15 protein-coding genes are annotated in these 19,404 nt (G+C 43.2%); 1 reads left to right on the top strand and 14 read right to left on the bottom strand.

Annotated features, from left to right (window positions below; all coding sequences use genetic code 11):
• Positions 1 to 57: 57 nt before the first annotated feature.
• The 5 genes from EXU85_RS22725 to EXU85_RS22705 are packed head-to-tail and all read right to left on the bottom strand — an operon-like array spanning position 58 to position 8,306.
• Positions 58 to 3,093, bottom strand: coding sequence for a type I restriction endonuclease subunit R (locus tag EXU85_RS22725; protein ID WP_142774286.1), 3,036 nt, complete (start codon positions 3,091 to 3,093; stop codon positions 58 to 60).
• Entirely contained in the window at positions 3,090 to 3,803 is a 714-nt protein-coding gene (locus EXU85_RS22720; RefSeq protein WP_142774285.1) for an HNH endonuclease, read from the bottom strand. Before EXU85_RS22720 ends, EXU85_RS22725 begins: the two co-directional genes overlap by 4 nt.
• 2 nt (positions 3,804 to 3,805) lie before the next feature.
• Complete coding sequence (locus tag EXU85_RS22715) at positions 3,806 to 5,053, bottom strand: AAA family ATPase (RefSeq protein WP_142774284.1); 1,248 nt, start codon at positions 5,051 to 5,053, stop codon at positions 3,806 to 3,808.
• A 2-nt stretch (positions 5,054 to 5,055) separates the two neighbouring features.
• The gene (locus EXU85_RS22710; RefSeq protein WP_142774283.1) at positions 5,056 to 6,315 is read right to left on the bottom strand and encodes a restriction endonuclease subunit S; all 1,260 of its coding nucleotides are present in this window, start codon (positions 6,313 to 6,315) and stop codon (positions 5,056 to 5,058) included.
• A complete protein-coding gene (locus EXU85_RS22705; RefSeq protein ID WP_142774282.1) occupies positions 6,312 to 8,306 on the bottom strand; it encodes a class I SAM-dependent DNA methyltransferase in 1,995 nt (664 codons plus the stop codon). The genes EXU85_RS22710 and EXU85_RS22705 overlap by 4 nt, the downstream gene beginning before the upstream one ends.
• Positions 8,307 to 8,634: 328 nt before the next feature.
• On the opposite strand from EXU85_RS22705, the gene EXU85_RS22700 reads away from it, so the two are divergent.
• The gene (locus EXU85_RS22700) at positions 8,635 to 10,965 is read left to right on the top strand and encodes a patatin-like phospholipase family protein (RefSeq protein WP_142774281.1); all 2,331 of its coding nucleotides are present in this window, start codon (positions 8,635 to 8,637) and stop codon (positions 10,963 to 10,965) included.
• Positions 10,966 to 12,018: 1,053 nt separating this feature from the next.
• Here EXU85_RS22700 and EXU85_RS22690 read toward each other — a convergent pair.
• The 9 genes from EXU85_RS22690 to EXU85_RS22645 form a co-directional block, all read right to left on the bottom strand.
• A complete protein-coding gene (locus EXU85_RS22690; RefSeq protein WP_142774279.1) occupies positions 12,019 to 12,417 on the bottom strand; it encodes a hypothetical protein in 399 nt (132 codons plus the stop codon).
• Positions 12,414 to 13,166 carry a hypothetical protein gene (locus tag EXU85_RS22685; protein WP_142774278.1) on the bottom strand — a complete coding sequence of 251 codons (753 nt, stop codon included), beginning with the start codon at positions 13,164 to 13,166 and terminating at the stop codon, positions 12,414 to 12,416. Before EXU85_RS22685 ends, EXU85_RS22690 begins: the two co-directional genes overlap by 4 nt.
• A gap of 33 nt (positions 13,167 to 13,199) precedes the next feature.
• Complete coding sequence (locus EXU85_RS22680) at positions 13,200 to 14,408, bottom strand: hypothetical protein (RefSeq protein WP_142774277.1); 1,209 nt, start codon at positions 14,406 to 14,408, stop codon at positions 13,200 to 13,202.
• A gap of 158 nt (positions 14,409 to 14,566) precedes the next feature.
• Positions 14,567 to 14,848 (bottom strand): hypothetical protein, encoded by a 282-nt coding sequence (locus EXU85_RS22675; RefSeq protein ID WP_142774276.1) that lies wholly within the window; start codon positions 14,846 to 14,848, stop codon positions 14,567 to 14,569.
• Position 14,849: 1 nt separating this feature from the next.
• Positions 14,850 to 15,743 (bottom strand): toprim domain-containing protein, encoded by an 894-nt coding sequence (locus tag EXU85_RS22670; protein ID WP_142774275.1) that lies wholly within the window; start codon positions 15,741 to 15,743, stop codon positions 14,850 to 14,852.
• Between the two features lie 334 nt (positions 15,744 to 16,077).
• Positions 16,078 to 17,427, bottom strand: a complete 1,350-nt coding sequence (locus EXU85_RS22665) for a VapE domain-containing protein (protein WP_142774274.1) — start codon at positions 17,425 to 17,427, stop codon at positions 16,078 to 16,080.
• Positions 17,428 to 17,477: 50 nt separating this feature from the next.
• Positions 17,478 to 17,714: a hypothetical protein gene (locus tag EXU85_RS22660; protein ID WP_142774273.1), complete on the bottom strand. Its 237-nt coding sequence runs from the start codon at positions 17,712 to 17,714 to the stop codon at positions 17,478 to 17,480.
• 493 nt (positions 17,715 to 18,207) lie between these two features.
• The gene (locus EXU85_RS22650) at positions 18,208 to 18,468 is read right to left on the bottom strand and encodes an AlpA family transcriptional regulator (protein WP_142774271.1); all 261 of its coding nucleotides are present in this window, start codon (positions 18,466 to 18,468) and stop codon (positions 18,208 to 18,210) included.
• Between the two features lie 74 nt (positions 18,469 to 18,542).
• Positions 18,543 to 19,400 carry a hypothetical protein gene (locus EXU85_RS22645; RefSeq protein WP_142774270.1) on the bottom strand — a complete coding sequence of 286 codons (858 nt, stop codon included), beginning with the start codon at positions 19,398 to 19,400 and terminating at the stop codon, positions 18,543 to 18,545.
• Positions 19,401 to 19,404: the final 4 nt, after the last annotated feature.

The raw sequence follows: 19,404 nt of genomic DNA, 5'->3' as shown, positions 1-19,404 counted from the left end.
GAACCTTATAAGAAGCCTCTTTAGATTGACCTCTCAAAATAGATACTTTAAAATATTTCAGGATAGCTCCCTAATTGATTTCTGGATTTTTTTATATGCTTCAGAAGCCAATCCACTCGTTATCATATTCTGGAAAGCGCTATCATTCATGAAACGGGCAAAAATATCTTCATTCTGGTCAATACGCTCGATGAATAGTTGTTGAAGTAAGTTCTTAAAGACTAACTCAAACTTTTCTGCTGGATTTACTTCCGCAGCTTTAATAACTGTCTCGTCTAAAATAGCTGATTCAACCAGTTGGTCGAAAAAGTACTGGTCAGCCTGATTGAAATCGGTACCGAATCGGTCATTGATAAGATCGACCAGGCGTGAAAGAGGAATTGGATCTTCATGAACCATACCGGTTCCTACTTCTGTAGGGCCATCCAGAGGCAGCGCATAACTGTCTCGCAGGCTAATTGACCCTTCGCTTATTTTTTGCAGACGGTAATAATCTAGTCTGATCGTATCATCGAAATTATACGAGAGCGTGCTACCCCGACGTGGTAATTTAGGCGAAAGGTGACGCAGGAAAACGAATAGCTTTTCGAGATCAGAATCCTGATACGGGATCACCTGACTCAGAAAACTGTATAGATTTCGGAAAGCCTGCAACTTCCCCCGCCATAGTTCAGCTTCTTCAACCTCATCGGTTAAAAAGACGGTAAAACGGGAAACGGCTGGGTCTAAGGCTGTATTGATTGCTTCGTGGTCGGCTGGGCTCTGCTTTTGTTTGGGCTTGAAATAGACGAGGCAAAACCGTTCGACTTCTTCGGGCAGGTAGATGCCTGAACTGTCCAGCTCGGCTTGTATACGGTACAAATGAGCCGGTTCCACTTCTTCGCCCATTTGGGCTCCTTCGTAGTAGGTGCCGAAAGCTTCCCTGATCTCTTCACGGTCATTCACAAAATCCAGCACAAAGGTGTCTTCCTTCAACGGATGAGTCCGGTTAAGCCGAGACAGAGTTTGAACGGCTTGTATACCAGCTAGTCGTTTATCCACATACATGGTGTGTAACAAGGGTTGATCGAAACCCGTCTGGTACTTTTCGGCTACTAACAACACATGGTAATCGGGACCGGCAAAAACTTCGGGAACTTCCTTTTCTTTCACGCCCTTGTTCATACCCTCTTCTGTATACGTTACCTCGGGTAACGCATCGTCGTTGACAACGCCGGAGAAAGCGACCAGCGACTTAATGGAGTAGCCTTTAGCCCGAATGTACTGATCGAAGCTTTGTTTGTAGCGAACCGCTTCCAGTCGGGAGCCAGTCACAACCATTGCCTTTGCGTGACCGCCAATTTTATGGCGGGTAGCTGCGTGGAAGTGCTCGACCATGATTTCAGTTTTCTGGGCGATGTTGTGCGGATGCAACCGAAGAAACCGGGCCAGCGACCGGGCCGCCTGCTTGCGCTCTACCTCCGGGTCGTCTGCGGCCGCTTTGACCAGCTTGTAATAGGTGGCGTAGGTTGTGTAATTCATGAGCACATCGAGAATGAAACCCTCTTCGATGGCCTGCCGCATGGTGTATTTGTCGTACGATTCTTTACTTCTGCCGAAAACGGCCAGTGTTCGGTATTTGGGCGTTGCTGTAAAGGCAAAGAAACTTACGTTGGCCTGCTGACCCCGTTTAGCCATACTTCGGTATAGCTCTTCGAGCTTATCTGTCGTGCCTTCGTCCAGTGCCTGTTGTTTGGCCTTGTAAATAAGCCCTTCTCCACCCAATACCTCTTTCAGGTCGGTTGCCGTTTCGCCACCCTGCGAACTGTGCGCTTCATCGACGATGACCGCAAACCGGCGGGAGGGTAGATAGCCCGTGCCTGTTTGCCCCCGCTCTTCGGCCAACTTGACGAGTTGCTTCGAGACGAAAGGGAATTTTTGCAGCGTGGTAATGATGATCGGTACGCCGTTTTCCAGGGCTTCGGCTAGTTGCCGCGAGCTTTCATCTATTTTTTCGACTACGCCCCGCTTATGCTCAAACTGATAAATAGTGTCCTGTAATTGCTTATCCAGTACAACCCGGTCGGTGATGACAAGGACCGAGTCGAACACTTTGTCGTTGGTTGTAGTATGCAGCGAAGCCAGCCGGTGAGCCAGCCAGGCAATGGTATTACTCTTGCCGCTACCCGCCGAGTGTTCGATGAGGTAATTATGACCGGCCCCTTCAATGAACGCAGCATTGACCAGCGAACGGACTGCTTTCAACTGGTGATAGCGGGGAAAGATGAGCGTCTCTTTTTTAACCTTGCGCCCTTCGTCGTTTAGTTTTTCGTCGACCTGTACATGCACGAACTGGGCGAGTAGATCGAGCAAACTATGGCGCTCAAGCGTTTCTTCCCACAAATAGCCAGTGCGATAGGTTCGGCCTTTCTCGTCTTCGGGATTGCCTGCACCACCCTTGTTGCCTTTGTTGAAGGGCAGAAAATAGGTGGCATTGCCCGCTAGCCGGGTGGTCATATATACCTGCTCGGTATCGACGGCAAAATGGACTAGCGTTCGGCGTTTGAACTCGAACAGAGGTTCGCGCGGGTCGCGGTCCTGCTTGTATTGCTGAATGGCGTGCTGTACGGTCTGACCGGTAATGGGGTTTTTAAGTTCTACGGTGGCTATAGGTATGCCATTCAGACTAATCGTAAGATCGAGCGAATGCGCCGTTTTTTTGGCGTACCGAAGCTGACGGGTGAGGCCAAGGCAGTTAGCCGCGTAATTGGCATCCAGTTCGGGGTTCATGGTATGCGACGCCTTGAAGTAGGCAATGTGCAGCAACCGACCGTAACACTTGAACCCATGCCGCAGCGTAGCAAGCGATCCGTAATCGTCCATCCACTTGCACAAATCGCGCAGTACCTGCTCACCCGTGCGATCACCCAGCAAGGCTTCTAACTTGGCCCACTCTTTCTGTTGTGTTTGCTTGATAAAGGCCAGCACCGTACCGGGAAAAATAGCCCGCTCCGTATCGTACCCCTGCCGGTCGATAGTTTGATAGCCATTACGGAGCAAATGGTTCTCAATGACGGTTTCAAAAGCGGCTTCTTTTACTCGTGAACTGCTCATGCTTTACCCGCGTTAAGAAGCCCGTTTGCAGGGCGTGGAGATATTGAGTTACCATCAGCGTCAAAACAATCCTTTGCAGTATGCGCGAACTCCTGTATTAGGCCTAGTCGAACTTCTTTTACGCCAGTAAAGGCAGCCATCCATATGCTAAAAAAGCCAGTTGCTGATGCTTCTGAGCATATCCTACGGACATTAACTTCGCCATTATTATAATCTTGGCGAGCATCTTTAGCTTTTTCCCAAGCTTGAACTCTTTGGCCTGCTCTTTCTAAGGCTGAGAACACTACTGCATCGTCCCAATCATCATGCTCTACACGATTAAGAGCTGTTAAATCACAAATGTTTTGAGCCATTGGCTCAATAGTTGCGTTCAATCCCAATGTCACTTCTACAAGTCCAGTTTCTTTGTAAATTAAGTAATGGAACGTGTTGTCCCGATCAGGAAGTAGATAAGTAGCAAAATTGATTATAGTGGTCTTCTTTGCTGAATTACAATTTACACAGCTTAATAAAAAATTAGTCCATTCATTTCTAAGATGAGAATGGCCTAAAGCTGGGTCCTTTGGTAAGATGTGCTCTACTGCCAAGCCAGTAGCAATGCGCCGTTCACAATAGCTACAATAACCCCCAAGCCTATTGGTCAAATCCTGTTTAGCATCTTCATAGTTCGTATATGCTTGAGGGGCAACTCCTTTATCAACTGGTCGCATAGTTATTGTTCCGGTTCAATTATACCTTTCCTTTCCAAAAGAGCCGTATAAGCAGGATTATCGGAGAATGGCTCAAGTAACCTGATGATTTGCCGTTGTATTTGCTGTTTCCGATCAGGTGACGCAGTTTTTGCTTCTTCTGCAAGTTGCAAGTATAATCTGGCTGTTTCTCGCATATTTTTTATGCGAGGACTGTACTCAGTATTCTCCACATCCATCACATACTTCGCTACTTCCTCAAGGCTTTTACCATATGGATCAATCTCTAGTTCACCATCTAATGTTATTACTTCTCCTTGCCGAGCTGTTTGAATGATGAAAGGTGAATGCGTCGTTACAATGAACTGAATATTTGGAAACGTATTTCGCAGCTTTTCGGATACTTCAAGCTGCCATTTGGGGTGTAAGTGTAATTCTAATTCATCAATTAACACTACTCCGGCACCATTCAACGGGTTCTCCAACTCTGGGTTAGCTAGAGCCAGTCGTCTTCCTAAATCGCAGATTAGCGCAATGAATGAACGCTGTCCATCTGACAACTGTCGAATATCACGGGTTTCACCGTCCTTATTGATAAGAAGTCTAGGAGGGTCATCTTCAACTCGTAGCTTAGTGAACCCGTCCAAGAACAATTCTATTGTCTGGCTGATAGCATTGAATGCTCTCCTTTCCATTGACGAATTTTGCTCTTGTCTTCGGGTGTTTACCACACGAAAGCGTGCTAAAAAGTCTTTATAATCGACTGTGCGATTGAATAATGCACCATTATAAGCCATTGACTGGCCTATACGAACGGCTTTGGGAAGCGCTTTGGGAAAGCGGTAACCAGCTCTATCTGTTGTATAATAAACGGCTAAAGGGGCCTGATCATCAGCACGACTTGGGTCGCCATATTTGTTCCGGATTTCTTTCCTGACTGCCGGGGTCAGTTTTGTGGTGTCAATCCTCTTTGACTCTCTATAAAAATGAAGCGAATAGTCAAGTGGAATGCCAGCACAATTCAACTTAAATGATAAATCTGTTTCAAGTGCATCGGAGTGGATGTCAGATATATCTATTTTCCTGAATCCACTTCCGGCAGGGGCAATCTGAGGTAAGAGCCGTGATGATAAAAGGGCAATCGCATCAAGAATTGCCGTTTTTCCACGCCCATTTATACCAGCTATGACCGAGAAGTTTTCCTTAAACTCCAGTTTTTTCGTTTTGCCGAAAGGCCGGTAATTAGTTATGGATAGCTCTCTAATTCTCATGCCTATACTGGAATTTCTATTTGTCCTGTCACAGCCGCCGTTATCAACGCTGACCGACGCTCTTTTAGCAATGTAATGCTTTGCTCAGCAGCAGATTGGAACTTGTTGATTTTATTAAGTTCAACTTTAATGTGATCTACTATTTGTCGTTGTTCCTCTAAAGGCGGTACAGGTAGGTAAACTTCGTACAAGCCTTCTGGATACAGTCTGAGACGTGACGACCAAACGCCTTTCGAGTATCGAGTCACTTCGCTGGCGAATATGGGTAGGCGAACGATAGTGTCAATATAGGCAGGTTCGATGCGGCTTAAGGGTATGTATACATGATAAGCTGGACTGACAATGCCATGCAAAGGCGATATTCCCATAGCACCCATCCAAGCCCAAAGTGTGTTGATGACCAAATCGCCAGGGAAGCAGATTTTATACCCTTCATTTGATTCGGCTTCAAACATATTCACATCCTTCTCCGACCGTGATGTAACACCGGTTATATGCGAAACAGTAAGCATTTCTTCCTCACCTGTTTCCGAACGTTCATTTCGTTCTTTAAATAGCCACCGAGTACGTTCAACCTCCCAATGTTCTGGTATGTTTCCAAGCCAATCAACGCCAGATGGTTTTAGGGGTACGTTGGGGTCAAGGCCACAGGTGACGGCGTTCGTAATGAGTGCCTGCCGCTTCTCGGTCAACATAGTAAGCAAGTTTTCTTTAGCCTGAATCAGTGCGTCAATGTGAGATGTTTCCCGGTCAAGGTAATTAGCAATCTGATTTTGAGTATTTAATGGAGGTAATGGAAATTTTAGTTTTGCTATTTCACTAGGATTAACACGTTTATGACTTCTTGTAGCTGACTCTGACCTGGACGCTAAAAGATCCCTTGTTGAATTAGAAGAATACACATAGAAAACGTATTTAGAGTTAACAGAACTAGCGCTCTTAACTCGGAGCGGTACTAACTCAGTAGAACAAATCGTGGGGATTTCATGCGATTCAGCGATAATTACACAGCCTTTTTCTGGATTTAATTTAGAAATCAAAATTTCTCCTCCTTCTAGTAAGAGCTTATCACTATCAATATCAATTCCATCTTCGATCTTACCATCACCAGTATCTTGAATTGCAGGAATAGAATAGTGAAAGAATATTCCATCTTTTAAAGATTGAGATCTAATAGGATTATTGATATGGTTTAATATCGCATCAGCTCTCGTGATAGACCAATCGGCAGGGATTTTTACATTATTTGGCGAATAAATCATTCCGTTACCTCCTTTAATAATTCCAAAATCAGATCTTCGGCTTTTTTCAGTTCGGCATCAATAACGGATAGCGGGCGGGGCGTGTTGAATTTGTAAAAATACCGGTTGAAATTAATCTCGTATCCCACCTTGTCTTTACTACGGTCCATCCAGGCATCGGGTACGTGCGGGATTACCTCTCGTGCAAAATAGGTGTCGATATCCTGCGTTAGCGGAATGTTCTCAAAGTCGCGCAGGTCGGCGTCGGCTTCGTATTCGTCTTCGTCTTTACTTTTTCGTACCGCTTGGGCTGCTGGGTCTTTGGTCGTAAATACGTCGCGGAACAACTTATGCTCCGTTGCCTTCCATTTGGCATTCCGCTTTTTCAACAACGTCCGTATTTGGGCATCTACTTTATTCCAGTCGGTTTGTGGTTCTCGGCCCAGCTTTTTATCAATGTCCTGTATGTCATCGAGCAGCCAGGGGCAGGCATCCAGAAAACGGGATTTATCGTCGTAGGTCATCTGGTAGCGCAGACGTAGCGGTCGCTCCACCGTTACGCGGGTATAGCCAAAGTCTTCATTGTCGAATACTTTCGACTGGCCGCCCTGTGTAAACTGGCCGTAGAGACGGACAATGTCGCCAATCTGATCGGGCTCACCTTCTTCGGCCCCGCCAATCTTCCGGCGTTTGTCACCCATACTCCGGCGCATTGGCATGTACACGTCACGTGCATCGACCAACTGAATTTTGCCCTTCCGCTGTTTCTCTTTGCGGTTGGTCACAACCCAGATGTAGGTACCAATGCCGGTGTTATAAAACATCTGTTCGGGCAGAGCTACCACGGCTTCGAGCCAATCGTTTTCGATGATCCAGCGTCGGATGTTGCTCTCCCCCGAACCGGCACCGCCCGTAAACAGGGGTGAGCCGCTAAACACGACCGCCAGCCGGGAGCCGTATTTCCTGTTAGCTTCATCAACGGGCTCAAACTTGCTGATCATGTGCTGTAAAAACAGCAGGGCACCATCGTTCACGCGGGGCAACCCGGCTCCAAACCGCCCGGCAAAACCGCGCTTTTCGTGCTCGTAGATGATCTCTTTTTGTTGCTTTTTCCAGTCAACACCGAAGGGAGGATTCGCAATGAGGTAATCGAAAGTGGCCCCCTCGAACTGGTCATCAATCAGGCTGTCGCCGTACTTGATGTTTTCACCCATGCCGTTGTGAGCCACTTCCTTAATGAGCATGTCGGAAGCCGCCGTAGCAAACGCCCGTTTGTTATAATCCTGCCCATAGGCGTACAACTTAGCTTCCAGATGATGTTCCTTCAGATACGACTGTGCTTCGGCCAGCATCCCCCCCGTTCCGCAGGTTGGGTCCAGCATCCGGCGCACTGTTCCCGGCACCGTTAGCAAGGCATCATCGTTTATGAACAGGAGGTTAATCATCAGCGCAATGACCTCGCGGGGGGTAAAGTGATCACCGGCGGTTTCATTAGCCAATTCATTGAACCGCCGAATCAGGTTCTCGAAAATCAATCCCATCTGTACGTTATTCACCCGAACCGGGTGCAGATCAACCGTACTAAATCGCGAGACGACCAGATACAGGATATTAGCTTCCTCCATCTTTTCAATCTCCTTCTCAAACTCGAAGTAGTCGAAAATCTGGCGCACGTTAGCCGAGAAGCCGTTTATATAGCTGACCAGATCCTGAGCAATGTTGTTTGGGGCACCCCGCAGCTTTTCAAATGTGAGGGGAGAGTGGTTGTGAAACCGTTGTCCTGATACTTCATTTAGCCGGGCATCAAGCGCCTGCCCCTGCGACGAGGGTTTGTCTTTAATCTGTTCGTATTTAATTAAAACGGCCTCTTTGGTTGGTTCAAGTACGCAATCGAAGCGACGCAAAACAGTCATGGGGAGCATAACGCGCTCATACTGAGGTGGACGGTAAGGACCACGTAGTAGATCGGCGATTTGCCAGATAAGATTTATATGTTCCTGGTGATTGGCCATTCTGAGATAGTAAGCCGATAATGACTTCGGCTGTTAAAACGGCTAATTTAGCCAATATATCATAAGGTTTTAACAGGAATGTATAGCCAAAGCATACAGAGCTTCCCAATCTAAGCTCTTAGCTAGTTGGTATGACTGACTAATAATCTGTTATGTAACTATAATTTTTTTTCATTTAATGTCAATTTAAAATAGGTGGGATGCAAGTGACCTAAAAACGGGAATTTTCCCCTTTTAATTGAAAATTGCCCTCAGTAAATTACAGACATTTATATTATAAGAAAGATACTAGATAAATAATTTTAATCCTTTTGTATACATTTTGAAAATGGATTCACAGATCGATTTAAACAACCCGGAAAGTAGGGGGCAGAATGCCAATTTAAATGAAAGCGAATCTTTCCTTATTAACCTTGTTATACTTTGGCAGGTATTTCGAAATATTGCGTTTTTACCCTTTATATTAGGTTTATCTGCCTATTTATTCTTGGGAGTTGGCCAGCTTCATGATGTTATCATAGGGCTCAAGCCAGTTTATGTTCAAGAATATCAAACTACCCTTGAAGAAACAATGCTTTTTCAAGGATTTCTATACATTTATCCAATCGCATTGTTTCTTTGGGCATTTACTACGTATAGTTGCGCGCGAATTGTTTTAATCTCACCAATAGATGTATATAAAAACGGATATAGCGTAAGGCTCATTAAATACACTCCGTCTTTATTGTCCTTACTTCCATTCGTAACAATGAGTATTGTTTTTTCTAGCAATGCGAAATACTTGCTAATAACTTTTTTTTGTTTCGCTATTACTTTTGGAATACTGTGGTTGTATAGAAATAAAATTGATAAGTTATTTCCGCAAATTGATTGGTCATCTCGAGCCAATACATCAATTCGTGATGATTGGAACGAACTCCTGAACTCAAAAGCGGCTAGATTTTTTATTTTATTTAATAGTATTTTTATATTTATTTTATTGGTAATTTTTTTACTCCCATTAAGGCTTGGTATTGCTATTTGGATGGGGCCAATACCGATTGTTATGATGGGGATGGCTTTCCTTATGATGATATCTTCTACTATTGTTTACTTTAATGATAATAGGAATAGGCCTGTAACTTTTATTGCAATAATTAGCTTAATTATATTAAGCCAGTTTACAGATAACTCAGCGTTACAAGGAATTGACTCGCCATTAACTGAGTCTAGTAGACCAGATATTGAGGCACATTTTTTGACATGGGCTAAAAAACGTTGTCCAAAACTAGACCAAGAAATACCGCTTATCATTGTTGCTGCTGAAGGAGGTGGTATACGTGCCTTAAATTGGACAGCACGATCACTATGGAGCCTGAACAATCCTCTTCCTTACTTTAATAAATATTTATATGCAATAAGCGGAGTATCAGGAGGGTCTGTTGGAGCTTCTATGTATAATTCATATATTTTTGATATAGATCGTTACCCAGAATTAGCACCCTATGTGTTAAATAGATTAACATTTCAACAGATTTGTCGGGATGATTATGTATCTGGTTTGACTTCGGCCTATCTTTTTCCCGAGGTAATGCAAACCTTTATACCTTATCCAATAAGCTATTTTGATCGGACAAAATGGTTAGAAAATTCTTGGTCAAATGGTTATAGACGCATGACAAAACATGCGATTGATTCTGTTAAATCTTTCAAGCCTAACGTTCTTTACAAGGATGGATTAACGACTCTTGATAATTCATTTCTTAAATTATGGCGAACAAAAGGAATTAAAATTGGAGAAGAAAAATTTGAACTTCCATCTTTGCTACTTAACTGTACACTTGCTGAAACGGGTCAAAAAGCCATTGTATCTAATTTAAGGTTAGACGCAGAATCTTTTATAGATGTAGTTGATGTATTTAAATATACCAATCAGGATATGCCTATTAAGACTGCGGCTTCAGCTTCGGCACGTTTTCCGTTTGTGACAAGCGGAGGATTAATTGAAAATCGCATTATAGATAAAGTTCTACAAAGTGGACATTTGACCGATGGAGGATACTTTGATAATACGGGTATTGAAACGGCAGTACAGCTTCTGAATACATTGTTAAGGGTCGCAAGTAAAAATAAAATTCGCGTACGACCTGTAATTATCTTCATTCAAAATGGCAATGGGGCGTATGCGGACAAGCAGCAAGCAATCTTTACCGCTCGATCAATACGAGTTCCATGGGGAAGTTTCTATAATTCTTGGAACAGAGGTTCTATTACTCGTAACAACATGTACAATATTCTTTTTCAACGAACATTTATTGACTCCACACGGATAGATAAAATTGCTTATGTAAAAATTGGATTGAAGTGGGATTACGATGGAGAGTACCCCTTAGGGTGGTATTTGTCGAGAGCAACAGTAAGCCAAATGAATAAACGATTATATCAGATATTCGATAATAAAAACTTTTTTAAGACTTATCCTGAGTTAGATTCGTTGAAATTTCACATTTCGCGACTTGAAGAAATAAATCAAGCTAATAAAAAAAACTCACTCCTTATCAAAGAAACGAAACCGCGAAACAGTTTAACGAACATTTTAGACCAATCTGATAGTAGTATGTCGAAAGCCTTAAAGACTGCTATCTTGAAAGGCCGAGGTATTGGCAATTTGAATTATTAGAAACCCGTAAATTGATTTATATATTAATTTTTAATATGTCTTGGGTTTTAAACGTGAGCCGAGGGGTAGTAATGTAAAATACCTAATTTTTATACAAACATCACACATCTTATATCTGATTTATAATCAATAATAGTTTAATTTAAATTAAAACATGATATAAAGCATGATGAATAGCGATTTGTCTCAAGAAAGTTATGTCTCAAAAAAAAGATCTGTTGACGAGGAGTACTTGACTGTTCAGTACTGGCGTGAAGAGTTTCAAAGGCTGAGGCCAGCTTTCGATAGTCTGAGAGATATTGCTAACTCTATAGCACACCTTACTAGTGAAATGACTAGTGCAGATTGGCTCCAATGTCTTAAGAATATTGATTCGAACCGTGGGGGCAGAAAAGTAACTCGAGATGCAGTTAAAGCAATGAATATAGTTATTGAAGCTGATCCACGTAAAAAGAGATGGTTGAAGATAGTACAGCGTCATAAATTAGTAATTAAGCCACATAAACGATAATATCTTAGCATAAGGCTAATGCTGTAAACTTCAATCTACTAACCGAACTAGAGTTATGGATTTTTCTCAACTGCCGATTTTATATTGGTATACGAAGAGGACAGGAATGAAGCATGGGACAATCACGAATACCTAAAACTAAAAGATGCTTATGAGTAGACAGAATCCAGGCGCATTCCGGCACTATAGTAATTTTGTGAATGTATGATGCTTGATGAAAATCAGGTGAAGCAGAAATTAAAGCGGAAGAAAAAGCTATACTAGCCGATTAATTTACGAGGGAGAATATAAGTGAAGAGTTTTAGAGCAAAACAGGCTCCTCGTAATACGAAGAGCCTGTACAGTATAGATACTCAAAAGAAGAAACGGTTTATAATACATTTATCTGGACTGGCAGTTAAATAAAGATTGCCTTTTGAAAAACGAGAGATTAGTCTGGTAAATGATATTATGGCTGATGATTTTTTTCACTCAGAGGGTACAAATGTAAAGTGAAGTGTTTATAGAGGCACTCTCTCCAAGTGCGTGTTTCATGTGATGGTTTAATTGGTGAACCAACCGAGTAACGTCTTGAGCTGGGGAGTAATTAAGGCCAAAGTAGCTTTAGGAACCGACTCTGCTTTGCGGGTAGTGATGCCATTGCCCCAACCGCTAATAATCGCTTTTTTTAGATCGGTCTCTGAGCCTCCTGCGGACTGGAACTTCGCTCGAGTCATCGTGAGTACCGACATGATGGTATTGTACTGCTTTTCCGTCACGCCATTGGCTTTGGCAACCGCTAGCGAGTAACAGCCAAAACGCAACCGCTCGGCCAGACCCCCATAGTTATACATAAGCACCCATTGCCAGGCCTGTAGGCGTGGATCAACGGCGGGTCCCGTCTTGGCCGTAGCTTTTCCTGCCAAGCCGTAAAATTCGAATTCGTTTTCGTCGGTTATCATTTATGTAGAAAATAAAGTAGACCAATTAGTATTAAACCACCGATTATCATTTCCTGAGGGGGAACTTCCTGGGATAAGCCAGGAGCCGAATGCGCTTGATCCGTAGCCGATGATGGATAATAATAACCTCCCTGTGAGTCACCTGAGCTTGGTATTACCGATGGCGTATTGTCACCAGGCTGGGTAGAGTCGTCTGAGTCGTCTGGATTGACAGTAGGGTTGACATCAGGCTGATATGCGGGTACATATGGCGTATCGGGTTCATCCGGTTGGCTAGGCTGCGGAGGCTGGCCAGGTTGAGTCGGCCGCGGCTTTACACCTGGATTCGGCTTAACCATCGTGGTTCGAACTGGTTGGATGCGCTTTTTGGCCGGTATTGGCCAGACAACCCCAGTCGCTTGTACAGGCGGGTTAGGATGAACCGGCGTAGCAGGTGTCTCCGATGGAATACGTAGGGGTTGAATTCGTTTTGAGGACTGCGTTGGCCAGACCACTGCCGTAGCTACGGCAGTGGTGGGATGGCGTTGAGCGGTAGTCGGTTGCGGCTTTCGAGCTGGAGGGCGGCTGGGGTTGGGATGCGATGGCACTTTAATCGGCGTCTTCACTACCTTGGCCGTGTGAACAGCCGGCTTAGGGACGGCTGCTGAGTGGGCGGGGCGAATAGCAGGGGGCGAATGCCCAGGCTGCACCTTTTTTTTGACGGGTTGGCGACCATAGAGATCGGGGCCAGTTAATTCGTTTAACGTCATGATTATGTAGGTTAACAAGCGACTTAAACACTATTAATCATCATTATCGCCTTCATCATCAAACGATTCGATGCCCCAATCTGCTAGGATGGTATTTTCCAACTCATCATCGACGTTAATTTTAACCATATCATCATCATCTTCGTCCGTCTCCCCATAGTATTCGGCCAATTTCTTAGGGTTACCCTTAGCTTTTTCATAGGCTTCTACGCAGTCGTCCATATGTTCTTCCAGCATATCAAGCGTGTCCACAATAGCTAGAGAATCGGGGTCAAGATCTAAGGATTTGGCCAACTTACAAACTCCCTTTTTAATCTCCTGCACTTGTTCTATAAATTCTTCGACATCTTCGACATCCCAAAATTCTTCATCATCGATGGCTTCACTAAGCTCACCGAGCAATTCATTGACTTTGTCAACATACTGTTTCTGCTTTTGAGTGTCAGGCGACCGATCATCAAAGGTATCCGCTTCATCGTCCTCACCCCCTTCATAAACATCGTCAAAGTCATTTACGCGCAGGTCGGCAAATACCTGCTTCTGTTTTTGATTCAGGTCAATTTCGATGGATGAACCCGTTTGCCCCTCTAGTTCATTTTCCAGGTAGTCGACCAGTGTTTCAATACAATGGTAGATCATCAGCTCTGATTCGTCATAGCCTAGACGAGTTGCCAGATCAATCACCTTCTCCAGTAATTTCTCTAGATCATCGACATAATTTTCGACATCATTGCGATCCCACTCGGCCTCCACGCAGTTATCTATAAATTCTTTATGGAGTTTTTTCCACTTGGCCACCAGCTTGGCGGCCCGACTAAGACGCTTAGCGATATCCTTTTCAGTCAGGTAATCCTGTTTGGTTTCTTCTAGAGTAACCATCCGTTCGCGATTGTCGGACTCCTTTTCAAGAATGTCCAGCCTCCTCTGTTCAATAATCTGAGCTTCACGCTCCAATAATATTTGTTGCCGTTGAATCTCTGGATCGACAAATCCATTAATGGGCTGCGGAATCGCCTTTGGCATCGGTTTTACTGCTGGAAGGGTTTCAACTTCTTCGACTAAATCAGCATCACCAGCTAGCGAGGACTGACTTTTAAGCCGATTTAAAGCGGTACTGACGTTGTCTTTATTGATACCTTTTTGCTCGCCACCTAAGGCTTTGGCAATGCCTCGTAGGCTCATGCCCTGGTTTTTTAATGGGGCTGCTTTCTTGGCTAATTCGTCTAATTGTTCGTTGCTCATAATACTTACCTTTTTAAGTGATGAGCAAACATAAACCAACGAAAACGGCTAATTCCGATAAGTGATTATGGCTACCCATCAGGGGCGAAATCAGTCAATCAGTGCTGAAGAATGCTGATATAAAAACGACGCGGCCACAATAACCGCGTCGTTTTCGCTTATACATATTTATCCGGCCCTAATGCCTGAAGAATCTCTACTGCTTTTTTTATCGGTATTGTAGACCGTGCATCAGGTGGCTCAATCCCGGCGTCCCGGCAAAACTTTTTTAGCTGGCTTATTCGAGTGATACCACCGATAAGTTCAAAGAGTAAGGCTCGCGTCAGGGGTCGAATGACTTTGTAAGTTGTTAGTATTGGATCGGGGTCAACGACTTCTAAGCAGTCGAAAACAATATCATATAGCTTTAGTCGCTGGGGACGCTTGTATGTATTTTTCATGTCATTTAGCAGATAAATTGGTCAAAAAGTCATTAAAGTCGTTGTGTCGAGTATAGAGAGACGAACAGTCGTACACTGTCGGAAAATGCTGCTGGAGCGTGTCTAGACAGCCTTTTCCGGCCTTGTCGTTGTCGAAAAAGACATTGATTTTGGTGTATTTCGTGAGTGTTGGTAGTAGGCGGTGGACGTTAGCGACACTGTTCAGCACGTATGTAGTGCATTTAGGGGCCTGTACCCCATAGTAGACAAGACACGACAGAAAGTCGAAGAATCCCTCAAAAACATTACAGGCATTGTATGTAGTTTCTACGGCCGAACCAGACAGTGTTGTGATGTCGGAAGGGCCGATATTTCGTTTGCAACCTACGCCATTTCGTAACGCGTAGCCTTCGCTGTCGTTAGTAAATCCTACCGCGTATAGGTAGCGACTGTTGTGACTATAATGTACTTCACGCAGGTACATTCGGGCGATAGCTATACTAATACCCCGGCTTTCGACATAGCGTATTAGTGCTGGGTTCTGGAGTAACTTTACCTCTCGAATTTTGTCTTTGCTGGCTGGTAATGATTGAGCAATAGAGCCGCTGAGGAAAAAGGAGGGCTGTTCGAGTAAGGAATCGAATTGGCGAAGTGTCTGCATGGCCATCGAAAAGCTTACACCGTCGAGTAATTGTACGAGCCGGATTACATCCCCTCTATGTTCGTGCACAACCACATCCTTGAAAACATTATCCTGAGTATTTACGTGGAAAGATGGCTTCTGGTCATTCCGCAGAGGTGAGTGATAGGTCAGCTCGTTTTGAGCTTGGCTGACGGGCATAATACCGCGACTAGCTAGCACGTCGATAATGCCAATACTCTTCTTAATATGATCAATTTCGGCAGTCGGAATCATAGCTTTTACTTTTTTCTCAGCGGCAGAATACAATTTTACTGCCTGCTTTTGTTGAAAAATAAACTACTTGAAAAAAACAATTTAAAAACATCATCACTACGTCCCTACATCACTACAATTCTTTGTAAATTGTTGAAAATCAGGATTTATATTTGTAGTGAGGATAGTGTTTTGTAGGGAGGTGACTGGAAAAATAGACTAGTTTGTAGTGAGGTGTAGTGATGTGTAGTGGTGATATTTTAGTCTACCCTCACTACAATAAAATAATTGATAATCAATATATTGTCTGTTAATTTTGCCAATTGTAGTGATGTAGTGAGGATTTAATGAAATTTTAGTTTTTTTTTGAAATTTGAGGGTTAGAAAAAAGTGTTACCCAATAAGCTTGTATTGGATAAGTACAATCGTCGCGCCTTCCAGAAATCAATGGGAACCCTAATGAGCGTAGTGCTTTACCAATGTTGTTGGCGTTAATCTTTACTTTATTTTCATAGTACCTGGCAAGCTCTCGCTCAATCTCTCCAGCCATCATAAATTCAGCCCCAGGAGCTTTAGGCTCGGCAGGCTGGACGTGTTTTATTATCAGTTCCCGTTCAGTTGTATTTTGCATGTGCTGCCGATTATGCTGTTCGGATTGCTCAATTTCTTGCCTAGTCATTTGGAAAGCGAAGCCGCTTTTTAATAGCGCATAGGCCTGTGACCATACCAGGTCAATATCCACATTACGAGAGTAGCCGGATGGCCCACCACTGTCATGGTTTATACCGTTTTTATTAATTTCGATGATTAACCAACGGACATTACCAGTCTCATCGGTGAGAAAGTTGTTTTGATTAGTCGAGCCAAAAAAGCTGGCCCTCCTCTTATCTCGTGTGGGGCGACTGGCAAAGGGTCGACGTACTTTTATGGTATCCTCAGTAAAATAGGCCTTTGCTTTGTTTATGTCTACTTTCGAAAAATCGGCTAGCTCATCAAGATTAATCAGGAAATTTTCACATAAAGCGATTTTACCATCTTTGGAATCAAACTCAATATGTTCGGTGTAGTACTTTTCTAAGGGCTTGGGGACGTGGAAACGAATAAAGGAAGATTTTCCATCATCTTGGAAGCCCACAAACACCATACACTGTTTATTAAAGGCAATTTCCCCAATACCACAAGCAACAGTACGAACCAGCATCTTTCGGTACTGTGCTGCAAACCATTCCTGGTTACAGGCTTTTACAAAACCTGCCAGTTGGCCGATGTAGTCTGGTTTCGATTCGTCCCATTTAGGTAAGCCTTCAAAATAGTGCTGGATGGGATTGTAAGACAAAACGTAATCCGACCGCATTAAGGCCATTAGTTGTTTCTCGAAGCCTAAAAAACCCGCCGTGTAAAGCTCAACGCTCAGTGAATTTTCGTTGAGGGTTGTGAATAACTCTTCCTGGCCAGGAGGCCTTCTCGTTCGGAACTCAAGTTCGTTACCTACGATGTCGAGTCGAAAGTCATACTTCTCTAAATATCGTTTCAGACGAACAATCTTGGGCTCTTCTTTGCTTTCTGATAATGTATTACCTGTAGCAGATTCTGACTTCTGAACTTTGGTAATCGTACCATCAATGGACGATTGTAATTCTGGTTTAAAGCTTTTTTTTTGCTCACCAGATTTATTCGAAATATTTGCAGTTAGAGAGGTAGTCATAACCCTTTCATATTAATAGTAACGCCCGCATACCGGCGGGCGTTACTGCTTTAATTTTTAAACGATTCCTGATATTCCATCATCGCTGTAGCTCCTCGATTCAAACAAGCTATAAGTCGATTATTTTCACGTTGTAGCTCATTAAGCCGTTGATTCTGAATAAGGAACATAGTTCCAGTAGCAGTTAATTTATCGCGGAGTTCCTGGTTTTTATGCCTGAGTGCCCTATTTTCTTCGAGCATCTTACTTGCGTTATTTCCTTGACTTTTTCTTCTTGGGTTAGCCATTGTAACTTTAGTTTTGAGAGGTGGACATACGGGCCAAATGCATCATATTTGGTATGCATTTGGTCAATTCTCGTATTAAGGGAGGGTAACCAAGATTTTGCGCGTAATCTTCCGTAATCCGAAAAAGAGTAATATGCTTTTTTGTGAGATCGAGAAGCTCGTAAGAAGCTGATATGGCTATTTTGTAGGTGTCGTCTGTCCTCTTTTTGCTCTCATGAAGATCAATTTGGCATTGCAACAATTTCAACTTTAATTGCTCTGCCCGCCGAAATTCACTGATCATCGACGAATGCATCATTCGGTGGGCTTTTCTTAACTGCCGAAGCTCAATTAATAATTGATTTTTCGATTTCGATTTACGCTTTGGGGGCGATGGAGATTTCGACGGGCAAGTTTGGCCGTCTTGGGAGGATTCCATAAATTTGATCGGATTTTAAAAGGTTTAAAAATGAGCCGTTAACTGTGGGGACAGTTGGCGGTTTTTTTTGTGAGATTAATTAACTGATTTGCCGCTTGCCAGGAAGGCTTCCACTTCAGAACGCCGGACAAGTACAGTGCGACTTTTACCATCGCTGCCTGGCCTATATGTTGGAAATCCGCCATCATTAGCGTAAACCCAAAACTTCGACTGGCCCAGGCCAAACAGCCGCATAGCTTCGACAGGTCGTAGCCATTCGCGAACAGATAGATCGGCAACAGAAACGCTCCGACGCACTCCTCTTTTCTGATTGATTTTAGCACTTTTAGATTCCATATGCTTATTGATAGTGTTATCGAATACAATGATAAGGATGTTTTATATGTCTTCCGAACATTCTCTTCAAAATTTTACCTATCACAGCTTTTTAGTAATAAATCAAATTCTGCGTAGTCGGCTCTTAATTTCTCAATCCCATTCATCATGGAATCGTAACTATCTAAACCCCAGTACTTTATATAGTTTTCCTTAAAATTTACTGATAGGAAGAAGCCTAATGTTAAGACAGGTGAACTCATCTGATATCTCATTGCTGCACAGTAATTTTCCAGACTCCAAAAATGTTTTCCGTATTTCTTCTTAAAAGCTAATAAATGCTTATTCACAGATACGGCATTTATTAGTACTTCATTGAACACAAGTCTAGAGTTCAGCTTATCTAAAGAATCTCCTCTTGAAAAAATAGATCTTGCACGGCGTCTAAGCTCTGCCTCTTGTTCATCTAAATCGTCTTTTGCAATCGTACCGGCAAATAGTTCAGGTAGATAGATAGCTGTATCTTTTTTCATCCTCACTACTAGATCTTCCACATAAGACTTTTTATAATCAAAATAAAGGTGAGAGCCTATAATGTAACATATGTCCTCCTGCAATACACTGTACCCACTAAGGGCCTCATTCAGGCTAAAATTGGCATTCTCGAACGGTTTGAATGCTAGTACTCTATTTCGTAATGATTGCGTCTCTTCTTTAATTATTTGAGAGTGAGTATTGAGGAGATCATCAAGCCGTTCAAATGGAAAATAACTACCAAGGACGCTTCTGAACTGTGCGTTTTGACGTTTAACACTGATTTGCACATAAAGTGGATAAGAGTCTAATCGTTGACCTTCCCAAAAGTATGGCCTTGACTTAACCTTCTTCTCAAGATAATATCGAATATTTATTGTTTGGCCATATACTTTATTGGGGTCATTTGACTTACTCATAGGA

The sequence above is a fragment of the Spirosoma sp. KCTC 42546 genome, from assembly GCF_006965485.1.
Taxonomy (GTDB): Bacteria; Bacteroidota; Bacteroidia; order Cytophagales; family Spirosomataceae; genus Spirosoma.
Note: the sequence above shows the minus strand (reverse complement) of the source record. Positions and strands in the feature narration are given on the sequence as shown.